The 20,958-nt window shown below is 64.6% G+C and carries 20 protein-coding genes; 8 read left to right on the forward strand and 12 right to left on the reverse strand.

The window, feature by feature from the left end; translation table 11 throughout:
- Nucleotides 1–192: 192 nt before the first annotated feature.
- From H9627_RS07360 to H9627_RS07385, 6 genes are all read right to left on the reverse strand, one after another.
- Nucleotides 193–1,410: a glycoside hydrolase family 76 protein gene (locus H9627_RS07360; RefSeq protein WP_191733361.1), complete on the reverse strand. Its 1,218-nt coding sequence runs from the start codon at nucleotides 1,408–1,410 to the stop codon at nucleotides 193–195.
- A gap of 100 nt (nucleotides 1,411–1,510) precedes the next feature.
- Entirely contained in the window at nucleotides 1,511–2,203 is a 693-nt protein-coding gene (locus H9627_RS07365) for a TrmH family RNA methyltransferase (protein WP_191733465.1), read from the reverse strand.
- Entirely contained in the window at nucleotides 2,184–2,738 is a 555-nt protein-coding gene (gene pyrE, locus H9627_RS07370) for an orotate phosphoribosyltransferase (RefSeq protein ID WP_191733362.1), read from the reverse strand. Before pyrE ends, H9627_RS07365 begins: the two co-directional genes overlap by 20 nt.
- Before the next feature lie 80 nt (nucleotides 2,739–2,818).
- Nucleotides 2,819–4,111: a type III secretion system chaperone family protein gene (locus H9627_RS07375; RefSeq protein ID WP_191733466.1), complete on the reverse strand. Its 1,293-nt coding sequence runs from the start codon at nucleotides 4,109–4,111 to the stop codon at nucleotides 2,819–2,821.
- A gap of 33 nt (nucleotides 4,112–4,144) precedes the next feature.
- On the reverse strand, nucleotides 4,145–4,975 hold the full coding sequence (locus H9627_RS07380; RefSeq protein WP_191733363.1) for a sulfurtransferase: 831 nt from the start codon (nucleotides 4,973–4,975) through the stop codon (nucleotides 4,145–4,147).
- Nucleotides 4,976–5,040: 65 nt separating this feature from the next.
- Nucleotides 5,041–5,760: a helix-turn-helix domain-containing protein gene (locus H9627_RS07385; protein ID WP_191733364.1), complete on the reverse strand. Its 720-nt coding sequence runs from the start codon at nucleotides 5,758–5,760 to the stop codon at nucleotides 5,041–5,043.
- An 81-nt stretch (nucleotides 5,761–5,841) separates the two neighbouring features.
- Between H9627_RS07385 and H9627_RS07390 the strand changes: the two genes are divergently transcribed.
- Nucleotides 5,842–7,254, forward strand: a complete 1,413-nt coding sequence (locus H9627_RS07390; protein ID WP_191733365.1) for an MFS transporter — start codon at nucleotides 5,842–5,844, stop codon at nucleotides 7,252–7,254.
- On the opposite strand, the gene H9627_RS07395 is transcribed toward H9627_RS07390, so the two are convergent.
- Nucleotides 7,248–7,535 carry a DUF7218 family protein gene (locus H9627_RS07395; RefSeq protein WP_191733366.1) on the reverse strand — a complete coding sequence of 96 codons (288 nt, stop codon included), beginning with the start codon at nucleotides 7,533–7,535 and terminating at the stop codon, nucleotides 7,248–7,250. The two genes, H9627_RS07390 and H9627_RS07395, sit on opposite strands and share 7 nt — an antisense overlap.
- A 176-nt stretch (nucleotides 7,536–7,711) precedes the next feature.
- On the opposite strand from H9627_RS07395, the gene H9627_RS07400 reads away from it, so the two are divergent.
- A complete protein-coding gene (locus H9627_RS07400; protein WP_191733367.1) occupies nucleotides 7,712–8,614 on the forward strand; it encodes a chymotrypsin family serine protease in 903 nt (300 codons plus the stop codon).
- Here H9627_RS07400 and H9627_RS07405 read toward each other — a convergent pair.
- The gene (locus tag H9627_RS07405; RefSeq protein WP_191733368.1) at nucleotides 8,596–9,018 is read right to left on the reverse strand and encodes a DUF4265 domain-containing protein; all 423 of its coding nucleotides are present in this window, start codon (nucleotides 9,016–9,018) and stop codon (nucleotides 8,596–8,598) included. The two genes, H9627_RS07400 and H9627_RS07405, sit on opposite strands and share 19 nt — an antisense overlap.
- Before the next feature lie 90 nt (nucleotides 9,019–9,108).
- Between H9627_RS07405 and H9627_RS07410 the strand changes: the two genes are divergently transcribed.
- Nucleotides 9,109–9,825, forward strand: coding sequence for a hypothetical protein (locus H9627_RS07410; RefSeq protein WP_191733369.1), 717 nt, complete (start codon nucleotides 9,109–9,111; stop codon nucleotides 9,823–9,825).
- Between the two features lie 18 nt (nucleotides 9,826–9,843).
- On the opposite strand, the gene clpB is transcribed toward H9627_RS07410, so the two are convergent.
- Nucleotides 9,844–12,402 (reverse strand): ATP-dependent chaperone ClpB, encoded by a 2,559-nt coding sequence (clpB, locus tag H9627_RS07415; RefSeq protein WP_191733370.1) that lies wholly within the window; start codon nucleotides 12,400–12,402, stop codon nucleotides 9,844–9,846.
- A gap of 295 nt (nucleotides 12,403–12,697) precedes the next feature.
- Here clpB and H9627_RS07420 point away from each other — a divergent pair, with 295 nt between their 5' ends.
- The 3 genes from H9627_RS07420 (at nucleotide 12,698) to H9627_RS07430 (ending at nucleotide 16,288) form a co-directional block, all read left to right on the forward strand.
- Nucleotides 12,698–13,861: an NAD(P)-binding domain-containing protein gene (locus H9627_RS07420; RefSeq protein ID WP_191733371.1), complete on the forward strand. Its 1,164-nt coding sequence runs from the start codon at nucleotides 12,698–12,700 to the stop codon at nucleotides 13,859–13,861.
- Nucleotides 13,862–13,925: 64 nt separating this feature from the next.
- Nucleotides 13,926–14,972, forward strand: coding sequence for an LLM class flavin-dependent oxidoreductase (locus tag H9627_RS07425; RefSeq protein ID WP_191733372.1), 1,047 nt, complete (start codon nucleotides 13,926–13,928; stop codon nucleotides 14,970–14,972).
- Between the two features lie 53 nt (nucleotides 14,973–15,025).
- Nucleotides 15,026–16,288: a 2-polyprenylphenol hydroxylase gene (locus H9627_RS07430; protein WP_225213586.1), complete on the forward strand. Its 1,263-nt coding sequence runs from the start codon at nucleotides 15,026–15,028 to the stop codon at nucleotides 16,286–16,288.
- Here H9627_RS07430 and H9627_RS07435 read toward each other — a convergent pair whose 3' ends face one another.
- Nucleotides 16,289–17,080 carry a carbon-nitrogen hydrolase family protein gene (locus tag H9627_RS07435; protein WP_191733373.1) on the reverse strand — a complete coding sequence of 264 codons (792 nt, stop codon included), beginning with the start codon at nucleotides 17,078–17,080 and terminating at the stop codon, nucleotides 16,289–16,291. It abuts the gene before it with no gap.
- Nucleotides 17,081–17,171: 91 nt separating this feature from the next.
- Here H9627_RS07435 and H9627_RS07440 point away from each other — a divergent pair, with 91 nt between their 5' ends.
- Together H9627_RS07440 and H9627_RS07445 are read left to right on the forward strand one after the other, a co-directional pair.
- Nucleotides 17,172–17,423 carry a hypothetical protein gene (locus H9627_RS07440; protein ID WP_191733374.1) on the forward strand — a complete coding sequence of 84 codons (252 nt, stop codon included), beginning with the start codon at nucleotides 17,172–17,174 and terminating at the stop codon, nucleotides 17,421–17,423.
- The gene (locus H9627_RS07445) at nucleotides 17,420–18,571 is read left to right on the forward strand and encodes an alpha/beta hydrolase (RefSeq protein WP_191733375.1); all 1,152 of its coding nucleotides are present in this window, start codon (nucleotides 17,420–17,422) and stop codon (nucleotides 18,569–18,571) included. The genes H9627_RS07440 and H9627_RS07445 overlap by 4 nt, the downstream gene beginning before the upstream one ends.
- 56 nt (nucleotides 18,572–18,627) lie before the next feature.
- Here the strand turns inward: H9627_RS07445 and exaC are convergent, their stop codons facing one another.
- Together exaC and H9627_RS07455 are read right to left on the reverse strand one after the other, a co-directional pair.
- Complete coding sequence (gene exaC, locus H9627_RS07450) at nucleotides 18,628–20,148, reverse strand: acetaldehyde dehydrogenase ExaC (RefSeq protein ID WP_191733376.1); 1,521 nt, start codon at nucleotides 20,146–20,148, stop codon at nucleotides 18,628–18,630.
- A gap of 394 nt (nucleotides 20,149–20,542) precedes the next feature.
- The gene (locus H9627_RS07455; RefSeq protein WP_404826199.1) at nucleotides 20,543–20,887 is read right to left on the reverse strand and encodes a heat shock protein transcriptional repressor HspR; all 345 of its coding nucleotides are present in this window, start codon (nucleotides 20,885–20,887) and stop codon (nucleotides 20,543–20,545) included.
- Nucleotides 20,888–20,958: the final 71 nt, after the last annotated feature.

A 20,958-nucleotide genomic window follows, 5' to 3' on the forward strand; every position in this document is an offset into this window, starting at 1 on the left:
CACGGCGAGAATGTCCGGTTGTATCCGTCCGGACATCGCATGTGGTCTCAGCGACTGCCTGCCCCCAATTATGCCTGTCTCACGGGGTTTTTGCGCTGTGATCAGGGACTCCACCTGCAATGTCACCAAAATCCCAGCTCATATTAGATGTTCGCAGTGCAAACGGGGGGTGGTCCGGCCGTCAAGCGGCCCTCAGACAGCCCTGCCCGTGAATTCGGTGCGCTCACCGGCCATGAACTCCGCCACCTTCGCGGCGGCCTCCATAAGCATCCAACCGGACAATTGCACCGAGAGATCACGCTCATCCACCCGGACCACGCTGACGATCTCGTTGATCCCGGAGGACCCGATGCCGTAGTTCTGCGGCAACCGGGCATCGCTGGTCCAGTCGGTGGCGAACACCGGCAGGCCGTCAACCTCCAGGCGGTGGTTCCACACGCTCTCCGCGGATTCCAACACGAGACGGGCGGCCTTCTTCCGGGTCCGCCGGTTGGCATCCGAGTCATCGGGCAGCCGGACCGCCACCTGCGCCAGATAGCGCACCAGGATCCCCTTGAACAACCCACCGTCACCGTCACCGGTGTCCCAGTCGATGACACCGTGGGGGGTGGCCATGTGCCGGGAGATCGCATCCACCAGCGCACGGATGTGGATGATGTAGCGCATATATTCCTCGGCCTTTTCGGCCTCCCGCCAGGTCTCCACCTCCGTGGAGGACACCTCATGGCGTTCCCGCAGCTTCAGGGCGATCTCAAGACAGGCACCCAGGGCCACCCCCTGGCAGTAGGGGTGGATATTGCGGACCAGTTCGGGACCGTGCATGCGCATGCGCAGGCCGTCCATGACCAGGCCATCGACATCGATGAGGTTGTCGAAGATCCAGTCGGTGATCTGCATCGCCTGCTCCAGGCGGTCGGTGCGGGCCATCATGATCGCGGCCGGCCCGTTGGAGGGCACGTTGTAGAAGGTCTCCCCCGTCCGCCACGGCAGCACCCCGGTGAGGGAATCGATACCCGCGACGAGGTTGTCCTCCAGTGGTGTGAGCGCCTTGGGCGCACGGATCTTGCGCACCTTGCCCGCGCGACCCATCGCCAGTGCCAACCAGGCCTTGTCGTCGTAGTACTTGTTGGTGGTCAGCTTGCCCAGATTGCGCGTGGCGATACCCCGCATGGTGTAGCGGATGCGGTCCCGGCGCGCCTTGGTGGTGCGTCGCCGGGCGGCATCGATCAGGCAGTCAAGGTAATGGGCCTGCCACCAGTAGTGCCAGTGGACAAAGAGTTTTTCCTTGGTGTTGGCGGGCCAGGCCACATAGGCCAGGTTGGTTCTGGGCATGCCCCAGACGCGAGCGGCGTGGCGCTCGTTGATGGCTGACTCCGCGAGGTCGGCCCGGTGGACCCATTTGTCTAACACTTAATAGTTCTTACTCCGATGGTAATGCTGCTGGTGAAGCTCACACCATGAAGTATAACGAAATCCTAACGGAGTGGGATGGAAAAATTTAACACCGGCTCTACCAGGAGTTTTCCAGATCAGCATGTTGGCGGATCCAGGTGTGCATGGCGATACCGGCGGCCACCCCGGCATTAATCGACCGGGTGGATCCGAACTGCGCTATGGAACAGGTCATCAGAGCTCCCGCGCGGGCCTCATCCGTGACACCCGGCCCCTCCTGCCCGAACAGCAGCAGACACCGCTCGGGCAGCTGCGCGGTTTCCAGGGGCACGGATCCGGGGGTGTTGTCGATGGCCATCACCGTCAGATCATTGCGCAGCGCCCAGACCAGCAGCGAGTGCACATCGGGGTGATGTTCTAGGTGCTGGTAGCGGTCGGTGACCATGGCACCCCGGCGGTTCCACCGGCGTCGCCCCACAATGTGGACAGTGTCCACGGCAAAGGCGTTGGCCGTGCGCACGACCGTGCCGATGTTGGCATCGTTCTCAAAGTTCTCGATCGCCACATGCAGGGAGTGGCGCCGGGTGTCGATATCGGCGACGATGGCCTCGCGGGTCCAGTAACGATAGGCGTCAACCACATTGCGGCGATCACCGTTGGCCAGCAGATCCGGGTCGTAGTGCTCCTCGGTGGGCAGCGGCACCCCGGGGTACTCCTCCACCCAGGGGAGCTTGCCGACGCGCGACTCACCCCACTCGGTGGGCCCCGGCCCCTGCTCGGCGGTGTCCGGGTTATCCGAGGTCAAGGTCATCCAGTCCAAGCAGGTAACGGTAGGGCAGGCCCTCGGCGGCGATGACCTGGTCAGCACCGGTGGCACGGTCGACGACGGTGGCCACACCGACCACCTCGGCGCCGGCCTCACGCAGGGCGGCGACCGCGGTCAGCGGGGAATTGCCGGTGGTGGTGGTGTCCTCCACCACGAGGACCTTCTTGCCCACGATGTCCGGGCCCTCGATGCGACGCTGCATGCCGTGCTTCTTGGCTTCCTTGCGCACCACGAAGGCGTGGATGTCGCGGCCGTCGGCGTGCATGATGGCGGTGGCCACGGGATCGGCGCCGAGGGTCAGGCCGCCGACGGCCTCGTAGTCCCAGTCGGAGGTGGCGTCACGCAGCAACCGGCCGATGAGGCGGGAGGCCTTCGCGTGCAGCGTGGCGCGACGGACATCGATGTAGTAGTCGGCCTTCTGACCGGAGGAGAGAATGACCTCCCCGTGGACCACGGCGAGTTCCCTGATGAGTTCCGCGAGTTCGGCCTTGAGCCCGGCGTCGATTTGAGGTGCAGACATGAGGTGTCGGTCCCTTTCCCTGAAGGTGATGAGGCATGAGGAAGTTGTTGCCTTCAAGCATAGAACCCGGGGTGGACATCCTATGCGTCGCGGTCCTGATCCCGGTCGGTGTCCCCGAAGATGCTGGACCCGCCGCTGAGGTCCCGGAGCACGCGGGTGCCGTTGTACTGCTGCGGGTCCGGGGTGGGATGCCCGTTGGGGTGGCCATCGGCGATGGAGTCCACATTGTCGCCGCCGAGTGCGCGGGGCTCAACCACCCCACGGCTTTCCTGCACGCCCCTGACCGGCATCTGCAGTGGTTCCTCGGGCCGGATCACCAGGGGTTGGGCCAGGTCCACCTCATCTGCTGCCGGTTCCGGTGCGGGTGCATCCGGTGCCGGGGGTTTCGTCCGGGTCGGTTCGATCAGGGCCAGGTTCACAGCCTGATCCTCCGAGCGCGGTGGGAGGGTGAAGGAGGCGTCGGTGAGCAGGGCGAGGGGCCGGAGCATGTTCTCCCAGTCCTCCGCGGTGCTGCCCCTGACCGTTTCTGCCAGCACCCAGTCCGATTCGAACCACACGGCGCTGACCGCCTCGGGCATGGCCTCGAACGCCACCCGGACACGTTCATCCACGAAGCGCTGGGCGACGGTGGCCATGTTGGACAGCAGGGTGAACCCCGCGAAGGAATCCACCTCCACCAGGTCATCGGATTCATTGCGTTCCGGATCGGTGATCAGGGTGCTGCGCCGGGCGTCGATGACCACCTCGGAGGTGCGTCCGCGTCGCATTGCCATCACCGGCACACCCGCGAGGTCCACCAGGTGGGTTTCATATCCCTCGGCCATGCCGCTGGCCACGTCGCGGGCGACCGCACCGGTGGAGGCCGCGCCCCGGGACCACTCGTCGGTGAGGAAGGCATCCTCCCGGATGAAATCGAAACCGTGGCGTGAGGCCCACTGTTTGCGTTCCCGGCGCTGTCCCCCGGGTAGGGACTGCAGAAACGACTGCTTCTCGACGCCCGACCGTTCCTCCTCCCGCACCGGGACCGGTTCGGGTTCCGGCTCCGGTTCGGGCTCGGGCTCGGGTTCCGGATCGCTGATCTCCAGCTCGTCCTCGGTCACCTCGGGCACGGCCGCCAGACCGGCCTCGACCTCCACGTCGAGGTCACGGCTGTCATCGTCGTAGTGGACACCGGCCTTGTCCGGGACCGGTTCCGGTTCGGGAACCTCTGGTGTGGGGTCTTCCTCCGGGGACGGTTCCGACTCCTGGGGGGTGGGGGACGCTGGTGGGGTGGGGGCGTCGTCACGCGTCTTCTTCGACCGTGAATCCACGGTCCACAGAGCGATTCCGGCCGCCAGGATCACAGCGGCGATGAGCAGCACCAGAGTTTCCATCACAACTCACACCTTACTGGCAGCTCCCGGGTTCTACGCTGAACGCTCCACAGGGTTCTTCGGATTGGCGCTCCACTGGGACCACCCTCCGACATAATGCGCGGCACCGGGGAGACCTGCGTGCTCCATCGCCGCGAGCACCTGGGCGGAATGGTTGCCGGAACCGGAGTAGACGATGGCGCCCTCCCCGCCGGTCACTCCGACCGCTGCGAAAACCTCCCGCATCTGCTCCGGTGTTTTGAAGGTGAAGTCCTCGTTAAGCAGGCTGCGGGCCGGGACGTTGACCGCACCCGGGATGTGGCCGGCCTTGAGGTCCAGCAGCTCACGGCGGCCGGCGAAACGGTCGGGGTCACGGGCGTCGATAAGCAGGCCGGTGTGCGCCTTGACCTCGTCGATGGTGGCCGTGGGCATCTGCCCCGGGTTGGGGCGGATATTGCAGAAGTGCGGGAAATTTCCCGGGCCGCCGGCATGACCGAGGTTCTGGTCCTCCCACCGGCGGAAACCACCGTCGAGGATCCGCACATTGGGCACACCGGCCCAGCGCAGGATCCACCATGCCCTGGACGCGTACAGGCCACGCCCCTGGTCATAGACCACCACCTCACGGTCGGTGTTCAGGCCCCAGCGCCGGAATGCGCGGGCCAGCAGCGGCAGGGTGGGCAGCGGGTTGCGGCCATCGGTGGAACTGGGGATTCCCGACAGCTCCAGCGCTGGGTCACAGAACAGGGAGGTCGGGATGTGCTCGGAACGGAACAGGGTGAGTCCGGCACCTTCAATGGGTGCCCAGAAGGCGGCGAGAACGGTGGTTTTGTCACCGGAGCGGATCGATTCAGCTAATTCGGATGGGGAAATCGACACTGTCATGCCACCGAGCCTAGGCGTTGGCGGGGGTTGGTGCAGAGGCAGACGCGGTCGGGCCCGCGGGTAGCTCAGCTGCGCCATCCGCTGGTGAGAAACTCCGCCTCCTCATACATGCCGAGGCTGTGGAGATCGATCACCAGCTGGACCGGCGCGACGAAGTTGAGCGGCCCCTGGGTGTAATGGCCCGCCAGCTCAGTGGCCCCGGCGGGCACGAGGATGACATCCGCGGCGGCCGGCTCCGCCACCGGGGTACCGAAATCGAATGCGGTGTCCCCGCCCTCGTGCCACACCACGGTCGGTCCCTCCACCACCCGCCCCATGATGACGGTGGCGGTGGCGGCACCGGACAACGCCCAGCGGGTGTCCTGCACGGCGAAGAGATCAGGCAGCGCGGCAAGGTCACCGGGGTCGGTGGCGACGAACCTCGCACCGGGACGCCGGGTGATGCCCTGCACGATCCCGGCCTCGGCGACCAGGGTGAGCGGATCGGTGATATTCCAGCGTTCAAACCTGTCCAACCAGGCGACGATGCCGCTGTCCTCGGGATTCTCCGGCACGGAATCATCGATGAGGGTGCGCGCCGCGGCGGCCGCGAAGGGATCGGAGGCGGGCCCGGCGGTCACGGTGACATCCAACCCCAGTGCCAGGGCCACCTCCCGGAGAGTCGACAGGGTGGGTTCACTGGTACCGTCCTTGACCCGCTTCAGGGTGGAACGGGACACCCCGGATCGCCTGGATACCCGGGTCGGTTGCTCACCGGCGAGCGTGATCAGTTCGTCGATAGTCACGGATTTCCATGCTAGTCCGCGCCTTTTCCACCCCGGTCACGGGGCCTTCCCGGCTGCTTTACCCCGGCGTAGGATGACGCTATGCAACACTTCCACAAGGTTCTGGTCAACACCCTGATCTTCAATGTGGTGACCGGATTTCTCGCCTATTCCCTGTTGTTCTGGGTGTACCTGGAAACCCGGAATGTGGCGTTGGCCGGCATCCTCAACGCCGGTTATATGGGCGCGCTCGCCGTGACCTCGATCTTCTTCGGCAGCATTGTGGACCACAACCGCAAGAAGACCGTCATGATGGCCTCCTCGTGCCTGACCCTGGTCTTCTTCGCCCTCGCCGGTGTGGTGTGGGTGGTATGGATGGACACCGCCGCCATCAGCCTGGATTCACCCGCGCTGTGGGTGTTCAGCATCCTGATCCTCATCGGATCCATCGTGGAGCATCTGCGCAATATCGCCCTGTCCACCGTGGTCACCCTCCTGGTGTCGGAGGATCGGCGCGACAAGGCCAACGGCCTGGTCGGGGTGGTGCATGGCATGTCCTTCCTGGTCACCTCGATGATGGCGGGCATGGCGATCGGATTCTTCGGGATGGAGACCACCCTGTGGGTATGTCTGGTGCTGACGCTGCTGGCGGTGCTACATCTGATCACGGTGGAGATCCCAGAGCCGGAGATCGTGACGCAGCACGCTGATGCGACGGTTCCCATGGCACCCGCGCCGAGTGCCGACGGGGAGGTGTTCACCCCGACCCCGGTCCCGTCCGATCTACACACGGTGTCGCAGGGGCTGGACATCCGGGGTTCCCTGGCCATCATCAGGGGCGTGCCCGGACTGCTTGCGCTGATCCTGTTCACCTGCTTCAACAACCTGGTCGGTGGTGTCTACACCGCCCTCATGGACCCCTACGGCCTGGAGTTGTTCTCCCCACAGCTGTGGGGTGTGATGCTGGGTCTGACCGGCCTGGGGTTCATCATCGGTGGCATGGTCATCGCCCGGGTGGGCCTGGGATCCAATCCCGTACGCACCCTGTTACTGGTCAACGTCGGCATCGCCATCATCGGCATCGTCTTCACCATCCGGGAATGGGGATGGTTGTTCGTGGCCGGCATTTTTGTCTTCATGCTCATCACCCCGGCCGCCGAGGCCACCGAACAGACCATCCTCCAACGGGTGGTGCCGTTCCGGCAGCAGGGCCGCGTCTTCGGCCTGGCCATGGCCGTGGAGATGGGCGCCAATCCCCTGTCGGCGGTGATCGTCGCGGTGGTGGCCCAGGCCTACCTCATCCCCTGGATGGACGGCCCCGGCGCGGACAGCGCCCTCGGCGTGCTGCTCGGTGACGGGACCGCGCGTGGCATGGCCCTGATGTTTATGCTCTCCGGGGTGATCACCCTGATCGTGGTGCTGCTGGCCTTCGCTTCCCGACCGTACCGTCAGCTCAGTAGATATTACGCTCTGAGCAGCCAGGACATCGCGGGGCAGGCCACCACCGCTCAGTGATTGCGTAGGGCGTCGATGAGCTCATCCTTCTTCATTGTTGAGCGTCCGTGGATCTCCAGTTCGGCTGCGCGTGCGCGTAGTTCCTCCACCGTCCAGTCCTCATAGCTGCCCGCCTTGCCGCCCTTCTCCCCCACCTCCTCACGGGAGGTGTTCGCGGCGGCGTTGGCGATGCGGGCGGCCTTCTCCTTGCTCGCCCCTTCCTCACGCAGCTCCTCATAGAGCTCGCCGTCCTTCACGGATGGTCCGCCTGGGGTCTTGTCCGGGTTCTTATCCTGTGCCATGTCCCCCACGATACGAGCCATGCGGGGTGACCGCCACCACAATTGCCCCTCCCGGGAGGCGGGGCCCGGAAAGCGCATCCGCTAAAACAACCCGCGTGACCACCTCCGGTCCAGTATTCTCAACTCCTAGATAACGCGTACCTGTTGCTTGGAGTTTTCTACCTCGAGGACCGCCCATGAGACGCAGTGCCATCGCCGTCAGCACCGCCGCCCTGATGATCACCGGCGGGGTGCTGATGGCAGGCTGTGGGATCGATGCCGATGTGGCGGCCTCGACGGTTGCTGGCAAGTCACCGGCCCCGCAGGGCGCCACCACGTCGCCGACCGTGCCGATGGCCACACCAACCCCGGAGGAGGTCCCCGAGACCACCCTGGATCCCACGCCGGAACTCCCGGCGCCCAGCCCGGAGCTGGCGCAGGAACGGGTGCACGAATCAGGGGAGGAACCGGTGGAGGGGCCGGTCGATGAACTGGTGGAGCTTGCAGGCTATGTGCAACCGGGGAACCAGATCCTCAACCTCGACAACGGGTATGCCTGTTCCGCGGGGTGGTTCGCCGGTGTCGGGGATCGTCGGTTCGTCATCACCGCGGGGCACTGTGGTGCAGCGGGGGACCTGTTTGCGGCAGCGGATGGTGAGGGCAACTATCCCGTCATCGGGTCCATGGTGGAGTCCTATGTCAATGGTTCCGATGCCGGTATCTTCGGGGCGGATATCGGCCTGATCGAGCTGTATCCCACCACGATCGCCAACGCCGGCCTGCCCACCCACGGGGCAGTGGCCGGGTGGCAGGATATCGCCTGGTTGGAGGCCACCCGCCCGGAGATCTGCCGGGTGGGGTACCGCACAGGGTTATCCTGCGGTCCGTACTCCGGCCCGGGCCATGAGGGACAGTTCTACTACCAGGGCTCCACCAGCGCCGGTGACAGTGGTGGGCCCGTGTTCGCCCTCTACGGGGGCCAGCTGTGGGCGGTGGGTGTGACCTCCGCGCATGACTTCTCTCTCCCGGCTGCAGTGAGCATGTCCATCGGGAACTGGATGCCCGGGTGGGGGCTCACCCTCTACACCAACGGAAGCTGATCCCCCGGGGCAATGTGGACTACATCCTGATCCACCAAATCATCCAGGAGGACCCCCAGTCCGGGCACGGGTGAATCCGGGGCGATGTTCACCGCGAGCATCTCGGACAGGGGCTGATCCACCCGCAGCCCCAACGCCTCGAGGTGGGCGCGGACATGGTGGAGGGCCACCGGATCGACCAGCAGGCGGAGGGTGGAGTTGCCACCGGGGATGGCCACGGCCTGGAACTCCAGGATCTCGTCGACCGGGTCGGCTACGATGACGTCGCCAAGCGCGACCCCGGTGCACAGCGCCGGGATGGAGCAGACCAGCCAGTGGGGTCCGTCGAGCTTTTCGACGACCACCTCCTCCGACTCCACGCCACCGATCCCCAGGGGAATGCGGAGTTTCACCTGCTCGCCCACCGCACGTTCCTCCCTTGCTCTAGACCATCACGTCATCCGTACTGTACATTTCTTTAAAAATTCCGCTGATGGGCCTGATAGGAGCATGAGATGCACCGAAGAGCAACCACCCTCATTGTCGCCGGTGCCACCGCGATGATGGGGTTGACGACCCTGCCGACCGCGCAGGCGGCCACCACCACCATCGACAACGGCACGTGCACCTTCAACTACAGTGCGGCGGATCTGGAGAATATCCGGGCCGACCTGGTGACCACCCACCCCCATGCCATGGCCGTCTACAGCTGGGGGGAGGACGATATCGCCACCGTGGAGGAGATCCGGGCGGAGCTTCCCACACAGCTGGTACCTGCCCAGGCCTGGGCATATGCCTATCACGACTACCGGATGCGCTTCGGTGCGGAAACCGATGTGCTCCGGATCATCACCTCAGGACAGGGGTCGGACACACTCGCACCCACCCAGGAGGCGCTCTATCAGGAATTGCAGGATTCCCGCGATCCGGTCGGGGATTTCATCGACAGCATCCTTTACCCCGACCGGGGTTCCTACGGTCTCCTGTCGCCGGAGGAACAAGATGACCTGCGGGAGCAGGCTGAATCCACCCTGGAGCATGAGGCTCTGTTCGCCTCCTACTACAAGTACGAGGCGTTCCGGTGGGCACTGCACAAATCCTGTTTCCAGGAACGCCCCGGGGAGGTTGAGTACCTCCCCGGTGGGCTGACGTTCCGTGAGGTGTTTGACGCCAGCCCAGCCAAGCCGGACACCCCGCCGGTGGCAGGGGGATCCAGCGTCGGGTCATCCTAAGCGGCGCGCCCGCGGGAGTTACTGCTCCCTGGAGACATCCAGGTGCTGGCCTCCGTCGGCGACGTCGACAAGCACGCGGTCACCGTCGCGGATCTCACCGGCCAGCAGCTCCTTGGCCAGCTTGTCACCAATGGCCTGCTGGATGAGCCTGCGCAGCGGGCGGGCACCGTAGGCCGGATCATAACCGCGCTCGGCCAGCCACAGCTTCGCCGCATCCGAGACCCGCAGGGTGAGGCGACGACCCGACAGACGATCGGCCAACTGGTCGATCTGGATCTCGACGATGCTGGCCAGCTGCTCCTGTGACAGCGGGTCGAAGATCACGATGTCATCGAGCCTGTTGATGAACTCCGGCTTGAAGGCCATCTTCACCGCGTCCATCATCTGCTCCCGTGTGCCGCCGGCACCCAGGTTGGAGGTCAGGATCAGGATGGTGTTGCGGAAGTCCACCGTGCGACCCTGGCCGTCGGTGAGGCGACCGTCGTCAAGCACCTGCAGGAGGATGTCGAAGACGTCCGGGTGAGCCTTCTCCACCTCGTCGAACAGCACCGCCGTGTACGGGCGACGTCGCACCGCTTCGGTGAGCTGACCACCCTGGTCGTAGCCGACGTATCCCGGAGGGGCACCGACCAGACGTGCCACGGAGTGCTTCTCCGAGTACTCCGACATGTCGATGCGCACCATGGCACGTTCATCATCGAAGAGGAACTCGGAGACCGCCTTGGCCAGCTCCGTCTTACCCACACCGGTGGGTCCGAGGAAGAGGAAGGAACCGGTCGGACGGTTCGGATCCGCCACACCCGCACGGGAACGGCGCACCGCATCGGAGACCGCGGTGACCGCCTCGTGCTGGCCGACGACCCTCTTGCCCAGGACACGTTCCATGTGGAGCAGTTTCTCGGTCTCGCCCTGCATCATCTTGCCCGCAGGGATACCCGTCCACGCGGAGACGACCTCAGCGATGACATCCGGGGTGACCTCCTCGGTGAGCATGGAGTTGTCCGCACCGCCGATCTTGCCCTCTGCCTCGGCGATCTTCTTCTCCAACTCGGGGATGCGACCGTAACGCAGCTCAGCGACGCGGCCGTAATCACCCTCGCGCTCGGCGATGTCGGACTCGGAGCGCAGCGCCTCGAGTTCCTCCTTGGATTCGCGGACGTCATCGATGGCGGTCTTCTCATTCTGCCAGCGGGCTTTGAGCTCAGAGAGCTTCTCGCGCTCGTCGGCAAGCTCGGAACGCAGTCGCTCCAGACGCTCGCGGGAGGCGACGTCGGTCTCCTTGGTCAGGGCGACCTCCTCGATCTCGAGGCGTCGTACGATGCGCTCGAGCTCATCGATCTCCTGCGGTGAGGAGTCGATCTCCATGCGGAGGCGTGAGGCGGCCTCATCGACCAGATCGATGGCCTTGTCGGGGAGGAAACGACTGGTGATGTACCGGTTGGACAGCTCGGCGGCGGCCACCAGTGCGGAGTCCTGGATGCGGACACCGTGGTGGACCTCATAGCGTTCCTTGAGGCCACGCAGGATACCCACGGCATCCTCCACGCTCGGTTCACCGACGTAGACCTGCTGGAAACGACGTTCCAGGGCGGCGTCCTTCTCGATGTACTTGCGGTACTCGTTGAGGGTGGTGGCACCGACCAGGCGCAGCTCACCGCGGGCGAGCAGCGGCTTGATCATGTTGCCGGCATCCATGGCGGATTCACCGGAGGCACCCGCACCGACGATGGTGTGCAGCTCATCGATGAAGGTGACGATCTCACCGTTGGCGCCCTTGATCTCATCGAGGACAGCCTTGAGGCGCTCCTCGAATTCACCGCGGTACTTCGCACCGGCGACCATGGAGCCGAGATCCAGGCTGACCAGGGTCTTGCCCTTGAGGGATTCCGGAACGTCACCGGCGACGATGCGGCGGGCCAGGCCCTCCACGATCGCGGTCTTACCCACACCGGGTTCACCGATGAGGACCGGGTTGTTCTTGGTGCGGCGGCTGAGCACCTGGACTACACGACGGATCTCCTGGTCACGGCCGATCACCGGGTCGATCTTGCCCTCGCGGGCGAGTTTGGTCAGGTCGGTCGAGTACTTCTCCAGGGCCTGGAACTGCCCCTCCGGGTCCTGGGAGGTGACCTTCTGGGAACCACGGACGGACTGGAAGGCGGCCTTGATAGCATCATAGGTTGCTCCCCTGCCCGTGAGCAGGTCGGCGGCATCCGACTTGCCGCGTGCGATGCCCGCGAGGAGAACCTCGGTGGAGACATACTCATCACCGAGTTCACCGGCGAGTTCCTGGGATGCGGTCAGCGCATTGAGGGCATCACGGTTGAAGTTGGGGTTGGCCAGGTTGGAGCCGGAGGCCTTGGGGTAACCGTCGACCAGTTTCTGGGCCTCTGCCAGGACGGTCTTGGGATCAACGCCCGTGGCGGTCAGCACCGGGGCGGCAACGCCATCGGCCTGGTCCAGGATGGCCACCAGCAGGTGGGCCGGACGGATATCGGGGTTGCCGTTGGCGGAGGCCTGCTGCAGGGCTGCCTGCATGGCCTCGGAGGTTTTGGTAGTTGGATTGAATGAACTCATGTCGCAAAAATCCTTTCATCATTGCGCCAACCATGACCGGCTTCCCACCGGGACAGATCGTGTGAACCTTAAAAGGATCCACACAGGTCAGCGACCATTTTTTTGCTTACACCTATATCAACGCTTTCAAAGTTGAGTCTATTCCACTCAACTTAAGGAATGTGGTCATTATAAAGTTGAGCAGGCCAGGTTCAAGTTTAGCCACGAACCGGGATCCCGGCATCAGGGATCATCCCCAGTTTCCGCCCGCAGGGACCCCTAGCGGAGCACGCCCCATGGTGCTAGAATTGTTGATATGACAACAAACTATGAGGCGATCATCATCGGCGCCGGCCAGGCAGGTCTTGCCGCGGCCCATGAACTGGCCCGGCGCGGACTGGAACCAGGCCAGGATTTCCAGGTGCTCGACTCCAATGACGGCCCCGGCGGCGCGTGGCGACACCGCTGGGATTCCCTCACCCTGGGCAAGGCCCACGGCATCGCCGACCTACCGGGACTGCCCATGGACCACCCCGACCCCACCACACCCGCCTCCCAGCTGGTCACACAGTATTACGGTGCCTATGAGGAGACCTTCGATCTCCAGGTGGTCCGGCCGGTGAAGGTACGGTCGGTGTCCCCCACCGACCCGTCCGACCCCGCCTCCGCCCTGCTGGTGGAGGCGGAGGACGGTCGAACCTGGCAGACGCGGCATGTCCTCAATGCCACCGGCACGTGGACCAACCCCTATGTGCCCTATATCCCGGGTATCGATAAATTCACAGGCCGGCAGCTGCACACCGTCGGCTACACCCGCGCCTCCGATTTCGAGGGGCAGCGGGTGCTCGTGGTCGGCGGTGGCCTGAGCGCCGTGCAGTTCCTCCTGGAGATGGAAGGCATCGCCGACCTGACCTGGGCCACACGCCGGCCCCCGAACTTCACGGAGAAGAAATTCGACGACGGCTGGGGGCTTGCCGTGGAACGCGCGGTTAGGGAACGCACCCATTCCGGCAAGGCACCGGCCAGCGTCGTGCGCACAACGGGCATCCCCCAGTGGCCGGATTACATGGAAGGCGTGGAACGGGGTCTGATTGTCAGCCGGGGCATGTTCGACGAGATCACACCCACCGGCGTGGTGTTCGGCGAACCCACCACCAGCCTCGCCCACGGCCTGGGCCCCTCCGCCAACAACCGCCTCGCGGTCCCCGCCAGCTGGGACCCCTACCCCGCCGGTACCGAGCTGGAGGTGGACGTGATCTTCTGGAACACCGGTTTCCGCCCAGCACTGCGCCACCTCGCCCCCATAAAACTGCGCGGCGATCGCGGCATCCTCATGAACGACGAGGTCTCCCCCGCCGCCGACGACCGCGTCCTGCTGGTCGGCTATGGATCCACCGCCTCCACCGTGGGCGCCACCCGCGCCGGGCGGATCGCCGGTCGGGTGGCGGCCAGGAGGCTGGGCCTGATGGGGCGGCGTTGAGCGCGCCGCGCGCCCCCAACGATAATTGTTGACACATCAATTAAGTAGTGGAAAGGTACCTGTCATGAAGGCATTCGGATTCTTGAGTTTCGGCCATTATCAGATCGGCCAGGAGCGCAGCATGCTTCACCAGGCCCTGGAACTGGCCAAGGAGGCAGATGCGATCGGTGTCAACGGCGCCTACTTCCGCGTCCACCACTTCGCACCACAGGGCGCGGCCCCCATGCCCCTGCTCGGCGCGATCATCGGTGCCACGAAGAACATCGAGGTGGGCACCGGCGTCATCGACATGCGGTATGAAAACCCCCTACACCTGGCAGAGGAGGCCGCAGCACTGAACCTGCTCGCCGACGGCAGAGTGGCCCTCGGCGTGTCCCGGGGATCACCCGAACCCGCTGAGAAGGGCTGGGAGGCCTTCGGGTACGCCACCGGCGAGGATGACCCCAAGGGTGCGGGCATGGCCCGGGAGAAGTTCCAGAATTTCATGGCAGCCATCGACGGTTATGGCATGGCCGTGGCCGCCGAGGACCAGTACCCACGCCTGTACCGCCCCGGCACCCCGCTGCCGATCTTCCCGCATGACCCACAGCTGCGGAAATCCATCTGGTGGGGTGCGGGTTCCCACAACACCGCCATCCAGGCGGCGAAGGATGGGGTGAACCTGATGAGTTCCACCCTGGTCTCCGAGGCCACCGGCCAGAGCCTGGCCGATCTGCAGTTCGACCAGATCCAGAACTACCGCGCCGCCTGGAAGGAGGCCGGCCACGACTGGACCCCGCGCGTGTCCGTCTCCCGTTCGGTCTTCCCCATCCTCACCGACCGCGACCGTGAACTCTTCGGCCTGCAGGGGCAGGGCGGGGATCAGATCGGCATCATCGATGACACCCACACCACCTTCGGCCGCACCTACGCCGGCACCCCGGATGAGCTCATCGACCAGCTCAAACAGGACAAGGCCGTCATGGATGCCGACACCCTCATGCTCACCGTGCCGAACCAGATGGGCGTGGAACTCAATGCCTCCATCCTGCGCAACTTCGCCGAGCACGTCGCACCCGCCCTCGGGTGGGAGCCCAACACCCAGGGCCGGGTGACTGGTTACGAGTTCTAACCCCCAGTTGGCAGGCGTGCCGGTCCGCCGCCCCAGCAGCGAAAAAGGGCACAATGGACAACGTGACACCCCGACCGATGCGCCCTGTTACCTCCCTCATTGAGGACAACCCGGACGTTTTCCTCGCAACAGTGATGTCCAGGCTGTCCACACTCGATCCCCTGGCATACACCTGCATTCCGCATGTGGATGATCAGACCCACATCAGCATCACGGAACTGCTGGCCGCGATGTTGGACGGTGTCGGGGACGAGGGCGCGGTCGATCCCGGGACGGTGGAGTATTTCCGCGATCTCGCCCGGGACTACCGGCGTTTCGGTTTCACCCCGCAGACCTTCACCACCCTCGGTGAGTCCCTCCGCCTGGCACTGCGCGAGGTGGGTGAGGATCTGCCGTTCGAGACGGAACTATTCGCCGAACGCGCCATCACCGCCACCACATCCGAGATGGCCGCCGCCGCCCAGGAGTCCATCGATGCCGGTATCCCCGCCGCCACCGACGCGACGGTGGTGCAGGTGGAACGACGCAGTCGGCGCTTCATCGTCGTGCGCCTGGAGGCCGATGGCCCCTTGAGTTATTTCCCCGGCCAGTACCTGCCGGTCACCGCGGGGTATCTGCAGAATTCCTGGCGTTTCCTCTGCCCGTCGATCCCGGCGAATGAATGGGGCCAGGTGGAATTCCACATCCAGACCGGCGATGACGAGGCCCTGCGCCTGCTCGCCGGTTCCCAACCGGGTGACCGGTGGTCCATCGGGCTGGGGCAGGGCGAGTTCGGTCAGCGTCTCTTCGGGGCCGGTTCCGCGCTTGTCGACGCCTCCCCCGGCGCGGTCACCGGCGACGGTGAGCCCGGGGACGACGGTGACCACGGGGATGGGGGCGGCGTCGATAAGCAGGACGACCTGCTGTTCATCGCCTACGGCACCGGGCTGGCGCCGCTGCGGGCGATGATGTTCGAGCTGATGACCCGCACGTATCCCCCGCGCCTGCACTTCTTCGTCGGTGCGGAATACCCCGGTGAGCTGTATGAACTGATGGGGCTGTGGAATTTCGCGGCGACCTGCCCATGGCTGTCGGTGGTGCCGGTGACCACCAACGCCGAGGACGCCTGGTGGGTGCAGGCCACCGAGGCCTCACAACCGCCCCGGGGCCTGCACCTGACCCAGGTGGGGCAGATGGCGGAGATTGTCACCAGCGTCGGCTCGTGGGCGGACCGGGATGTCCTCATCGCGGGGCCCGAGCAGATGGCGCGGGATATCCGGCGCGCCCTGATCAGGCGTGGCACCCCGCGCGACCGGATCGAGCACCTGGAGTTCTAGCTACAGGACCGGGATGGAATCCCTGATGTCCTGAAGGTTGGACAGGTCGATGTCTGCGATGATGGTTGTCGGTTCATAGCCCGCGGTGTCCGTGACCACCCCGGTGGGATCAACCACCATGGAATGACCGATCCCGGCGGGGCCCTTACGTTTCTCGGTGGGGCGGGCCTGGTCGCACATGAGGATCCACGAGGTGGAATCCAGGGCGCGGGCGCGGGTGAGCACCTGCAGCTGATCCAGTTTGCCGTCCCCGTCCTGCCAGGAGGTGGGCACCACGATCACCTGGGCCCCGGCGCGCGCCAGGTCCTGGAACTGGATGGGGAACCTGAGGTCATAACAGATGGCCACGCCGACCTTCACGCCGTCGAGGTCGAATACATGTGATTCGGTTCCCGGTTTGACGGTGTCGGATTCGCGGTAGCCGAAAGCGTCATAGGTATTGATCTTGTGATAACCCTCGTGCAGTCCGTTGCCGGTGATCAAGGCGGTGTTGTGCACCCGGTGGAGGGTCTTGCCGTCCTGTTCCACGGTGTCGGCCGGGGTGAACATCCCCACCACGATCACTACCCCGAGGTCCTCAGCCAGCTGCTGCACACCCGTGGCGAAAACACCCGTGTGCAGGTCTTCCGCCTGCTCATCGAGGCGCCCGGTGCCGAAGGCCTGAGAGGTGGCCTCGGGGTAGATGAGCAGACGTGCTCCCTTCGCTGCGGCGTCGGTGGCGGTGGTTCTGACGAGCTCCAGGTTGGCCATCTTATCGCCACCGGAGGTGATCTGTATCAAAGCGATGCGCATAATCCACAGCCTAGGTGCGCGGCGCTGATTGTTCACAGGTTCGATGCACCCATTCTTGTCATTTACCTCGTGCGGCCCTTGACTGAGTGGCATGTTCATGACGACAGATTTCCCCGAGCACCTTGCCGCCACCACCCGTGACCTGCTCTTCCCACCCCTCACCCCGACCGGAGGTACGAGCCGGACCGAGAGTGCCCTGCGCGCCGCCGATGCGGGCTGGCGGGCCCTGCTTTACGACGCCGAACACACCCTCGCCTCCTCCCTGCACTCCATGGACACCCTGGCGCGGTCCTTCTGCCACCTCGATGACGCCCTGGCTGCCGACCTGGGGAGGCACCTGTGACCTTGGCATTGAAGAGCCACGAGCTGGAGGAGCTGGCCGGCGTGCTCGAGGAGATCGGGCGGGCACTGGGTGGGCAGTCGGAGGAGCGGTCCCTGCGGTGGAATGACCTGCTCAATTTCACCGATTCGGAGGCCCTGGTCCTGGGGATCCGGAGGTTGCACGCCCACAACACCACCATCACCGACACCGTCGACCAGATCAGCTCGGTGGCCAGGTTCCTGCTCAGTGCCGCGGGACTGGCCCGGGTCCTGGAGCAACATCTGTGGGTGGTGGAACGCTGGGCGGGCATCGCCCCGGAGGCCATCGCCACCCTGCGGTATCTCACCATGATGGGTGATCTCCTGGACTTCATGTGCGCCCGCCAGATCGGGGCCCTGTGCACCCCGACCGCGGCCCCACCGGTGCAGGCACTCGGGGATGTCGCGGACCTGCCCGCCACCGCGATCCACGAATTCCACCATATGAACGCTCCACCCCTGATCCGGGAGCTTGTCGACGCTAACCCCGATCTCATGCTCCTCGAAGTGGGCGACGGCACCTTCGCCGCCGCCTTCGGTGACATTGATGAGTCGGCTGCGGTAACCACCATGGTCGCCGGGGTGGGATCCTCCGATCCCGTCCACTGGCAGGGCAACCTCGACCGGGCACGCCGGATCCACCAGGCCACCGGAGCCGCCACCATCCTGTGGTCCGGGTACACGGCACCCCCGGGCATCCCGCACGCGATCTCCGGGCGCAGCGCCGAGGTGGCGGGACGTGAACTCCGGACCTTTCAGGAGGCGCTGGCCACCCGACGCCCGGATCAACGACGGGTGGGCCTGGGTTATAGCTACGGTTCCGTGGTGGTGGGCACAGCTGCATCGGAGAGCCCGGATGGTTTCGATGCCGTGATCCTGGTGGGAAGTCCCGGCGCAGGTGTGGGGCATGCCCGCGATATCCACGCCGATGTGTATGCCGTCACTGGCACTCGGGATCCCATCGGCCTGGCCACCACCATGGTCAACGGGGTCCACGGCAGGGATCCGACCTCCCCCTGGTTCGGCTCCGAGGTGTGGGAATCTGATGTGTCCCATTCCGGGTACTGGGATGACCCGGGGTTCCTCGACCGGGTCAGGGACGTGGTGGACAGCAAGGCTGAACAGGGCTGATGCCGCACCCCCTTGGTGTGGGGGTGCGGCATCATATTGGGGTGTCTAGAACAGGCTTAGAACAGGCCGGTCGGGTTCGGATCGTAGGAGACCAGGAGGTTCTTGGTCTGTTGGTAGTGAGCCAGCATCATCAGGTGGTTTTCACGACCGATGCCGGATTCCTTATAGCCACCGAAGGCAGAGTGCGCCGGGTAGTTGTGGTACTGGTTCACCCAGACACGACCTGCCTGGATAGCGCGGCCGGCACGGTAGACGGTGTTCTGGTCACGGGTCCACACGCCGGCGCCGAGACCGTAGTTGGTGTCGTTGGCGGTCTGGATGGCCTCATCGAAATCGGAGAAGGTGGCCACGGAGAGCACCGGTCCGAAGATCTCCTCACGGAAGATCCGCATGTCATTGGTGCCACGGAACACGGTCGGCTCGATGTAGTAACCGTTGTCCAGACCGTCGATCTTGTTGATCTTGCCGCCGGTGAGGGTTTCCGCCCCCTCGTCGGGGCCGATCTTGAGGTAGCTGGAGATCTTGTCCATCTGCTCCTGGGAGGCCTGAGCACCCATCATGGTTTCAGTATCCAGCGGGTTGCCCAGCTTGATGTTCTTGACGCGTTCCACGCCGAGCTCAAGGAACTCATCCGCGATGGACTCATGGACAAGTGCGCGGGAAGGACAGGTACAGACCTCACCCTGGTTCAGGGCGAACATGGCAAAGCCTTCGACGGCCTTCTGGAGGAATGCATCGTCCTCAGACATCACGTCCTTGAAGAAGATGGATGGGGACTTGCCACCGAGCTCCAGTGTCACCGGGATTATCTTGTCGGAAGCAGCCTTGTTGATGATCTTGCCCACCTGGGTGGAACCGGTGAAGGCGATCTTGCCGATACGGTCAGAGCTGGACAGTGCGCTACCTGCATCCTCACCGAGACCATTGACGATGTTGAGCACACCATCTGGAAGGAGGTCTCCGATGATGTTCATCAGGTAGAGGATGGACGCCGGGGTCTGCTCTGCGGGCTTCATCACGATGGCATTACCTGCGGCAAGTGCCGGGGCGATCTTCCAAGTAGCCATGAGGATGGGGAAGTTCCAGGGGATGATCTGGCCGACAACGCCGATGGGCTCATTGAAATGGTAGGCAACGGTGTTGTGGTCGATCTGGGAGGAACGGTCCTCCTGTGCACGGATGGCACCGGCAAAATAACGGAAGTGGTCAATGGCCAATGGGATATCAGCGGCAAGCGTCTCACGGACAGCCTTGCCGTTCTCCCAGGTTTCCGCGACAGCGATCTCCTCGAGGTGCTCCTCCATACGGTCCGCAATACGGTGCAGGATCAATGCGCGCTCAGCAACAGAAGTCTGGCCCCATGCAGGAGCTGCCGCGTGGGCCGCATCCAGGGCTGCTTCGATGTCAGCTGCAGTGGAACGCGCGACCTCACAGAAAACCTCGCCGGTGACCGGCGTGATGTTCTCCATGTACTGGCCCTCCACCGGTGGTACCCACTGCCCACCGATGTAGTTGTCATACCGCTTCTTGTAGTTGACGATCGAGCCTTCGGTCCCCGGGTTGGCATAGACGGTCATGGTGTCTCCTTCGCTAGGAAAATCGCAGACCAGGCGACCACAGAGCGCGCCACGGATCACGGCTGGGAACGGCAGTAGGGATGAGCGTAGGGCTACCGTCCCCCACCATGGGTCCGTATTGTGCGTCAGGTGACACCTGATCAACCTTTGTGACAGCGGGCACATAATCCCGCATTGTTGCCACCATAACGCCCGGCCGGTTCCGGCGCTACCACCGTGCCCACCCCCACCCCCTCGCGCCCTCCATCCCCGCAGCCAGGAATACGGTAGAAAAAGTGCGTGACCACCCCCGCAGGTCGCCTATGGAGATGATCGGCACGGCGAAGAAGACCACAGACAACAGGGCGGTGCATGATCACCATGCACCACCCTGTTTTTATGTGGAACCGCCCCGCTAGGAGTTGCGCCCCTTGCGTCGTTCCCACATCACGAGCGCTGTGGACCGGGGCACATGAACCAGTTCACCGCGGGGGCGACCTCCACCGCGGCGGAGTTCGCCCGTGAGCGACTCGTTCTCCGCCTTGAGATTGCGGAGGGAGTCCCTCAGCCGACGGTTCTCCTCGCCGAGTTCGATGATGGCCTTGATTCCGGCCAGGTTGACCCCGTCCTCCTGGCTGAGCCGCTGGATCTTGCGCAGGAGTTCCACATCATCCCGGGTGTATCTGCGGCCCCCGCCCCGGGTGCGGCGTGGGGTGACCAGCCCCATCCGGTCATAGGTGCGCAGCGTCTGGGCATGCATGCCGGCGAGTTCAGCGGCAACGGAAATGACATAGACCTCGCCGCTGAACCCCGTGTGCTCGGAACCGTTCT

The organism is Corynebacterium gallinarum (genome assembly GCF_014837045.1).
GTDB classification, from domain to species: domain Bacteria; phylum Actinomycetota; class Actinomycetes; order Mycobacteriales; family Mycobacteriaceae; genus Corynebacterium; species Corynebacterium gallinarum.

Coding starts and splice junctions, on each gene's coding strand:
- H9627_RS07410 (WP_191733369.1), top strand. CDS start 9,109: ATGCACCGAAGAGCAACCACCCTCATTGTCGCCGGTGCCACCGCGATG.
- pyrE (WP_191733362.1), bottom strand. CDS start 2,738: ATGTCTGCACCTCAAATCGACGCCGGGCTCAAGGCCGAACTCGCGGAA.
- H9627_RS07395 (WP_191733366.1), bottom strand. CDS start 7,535: ATGGCACAGGATAAGAACCCGGACAAGACCCCAGGCGGACCATCCGTG.
- H9627_RS07455 (WP_404826199.1), bottom strand. CDS start 20,887: ATGCATGCCCAGACGCTGCGCACCTATGACCGGATGGGGCTGGTCACC.
- H9627_RS07440 (WP_191733374.1), top strand. CDS start 17,172: ATGTTCATGACGACAGATTTCCCCGAGCACCTTGCCGCCACCACCCGT.
- H9627_RS07375 (WP_191733466.1), bottom strand. CDS start 4,111: ATGGAAACTCTGGTGCTGCTCATCGCCGCTGTGATCCTGGCGGCCGGA.
- H9627_RS07400 (WP_191733367.1), top strand. CDS start 7,712: ATGAGACGCAGTGCCATCGCCGTCAGCACCGCCGCCCTGATGATCACC.
- H9627_RS07425 (WP_191733372.1), top strand. CDS start 13,926: ATGAAGGCATTCGGATTCTTGAGTTTCGGCCATTATCAGATCGGCCAG.
- H9627_RS07435 (WP_191733373.1), bottom strand. CDS start 17,080: ATGCGCATCGCTTTGATACAGATCACCTCCGGTGGCGATAAGATGGCC.
- H9627_RS07380 (WP_191733363.1), bottom strand. CDS start 4,975: ATGACAGTGTCGATTTCCCCATCCGAATTAGCTGAATCGATCCGCTCC.
- H9627_RS07420 (WP_191733371.1), top strand. CDS start 12,698: ATGACAACAAACTATGAGGCGATCATCATCGGCGCCGGCCAGGCAGGT.
- exaC (WP_191733376.1), bottom strand. CDS start 20,148: ATGACCGTCTATGCCAACCCGGGGACCGAAGGCTCGATCGTCAACTAC.
- H9627_RS07430 (WP_225213586.1), top strand. CDS start 15,026: ATGGACAACGTGACACCCCGACCGATGCGCCCTGTTACCTCCCTCATT.
- clpB (WP_191733370.1), bottom strand. CDS start 12,402: ATGAGTTCATTCAATCCAACTACCAAAACCTCCGAGGCCATGCAGGCA.
- H9627_RS07365 (WP_191733465.1), bottom strand. CDS start 2,203: ATGACCTTGACCTCGGATAACCCGGACACCGCCGAGCAGGGGCCGGGG.
- H9627_RS07390 (WP_191733365.1), top strand. CDS start 5,842: ATGCAACACTTCCACAAGGTTCTGGTCAACACCCTGATCTTCAATGTG.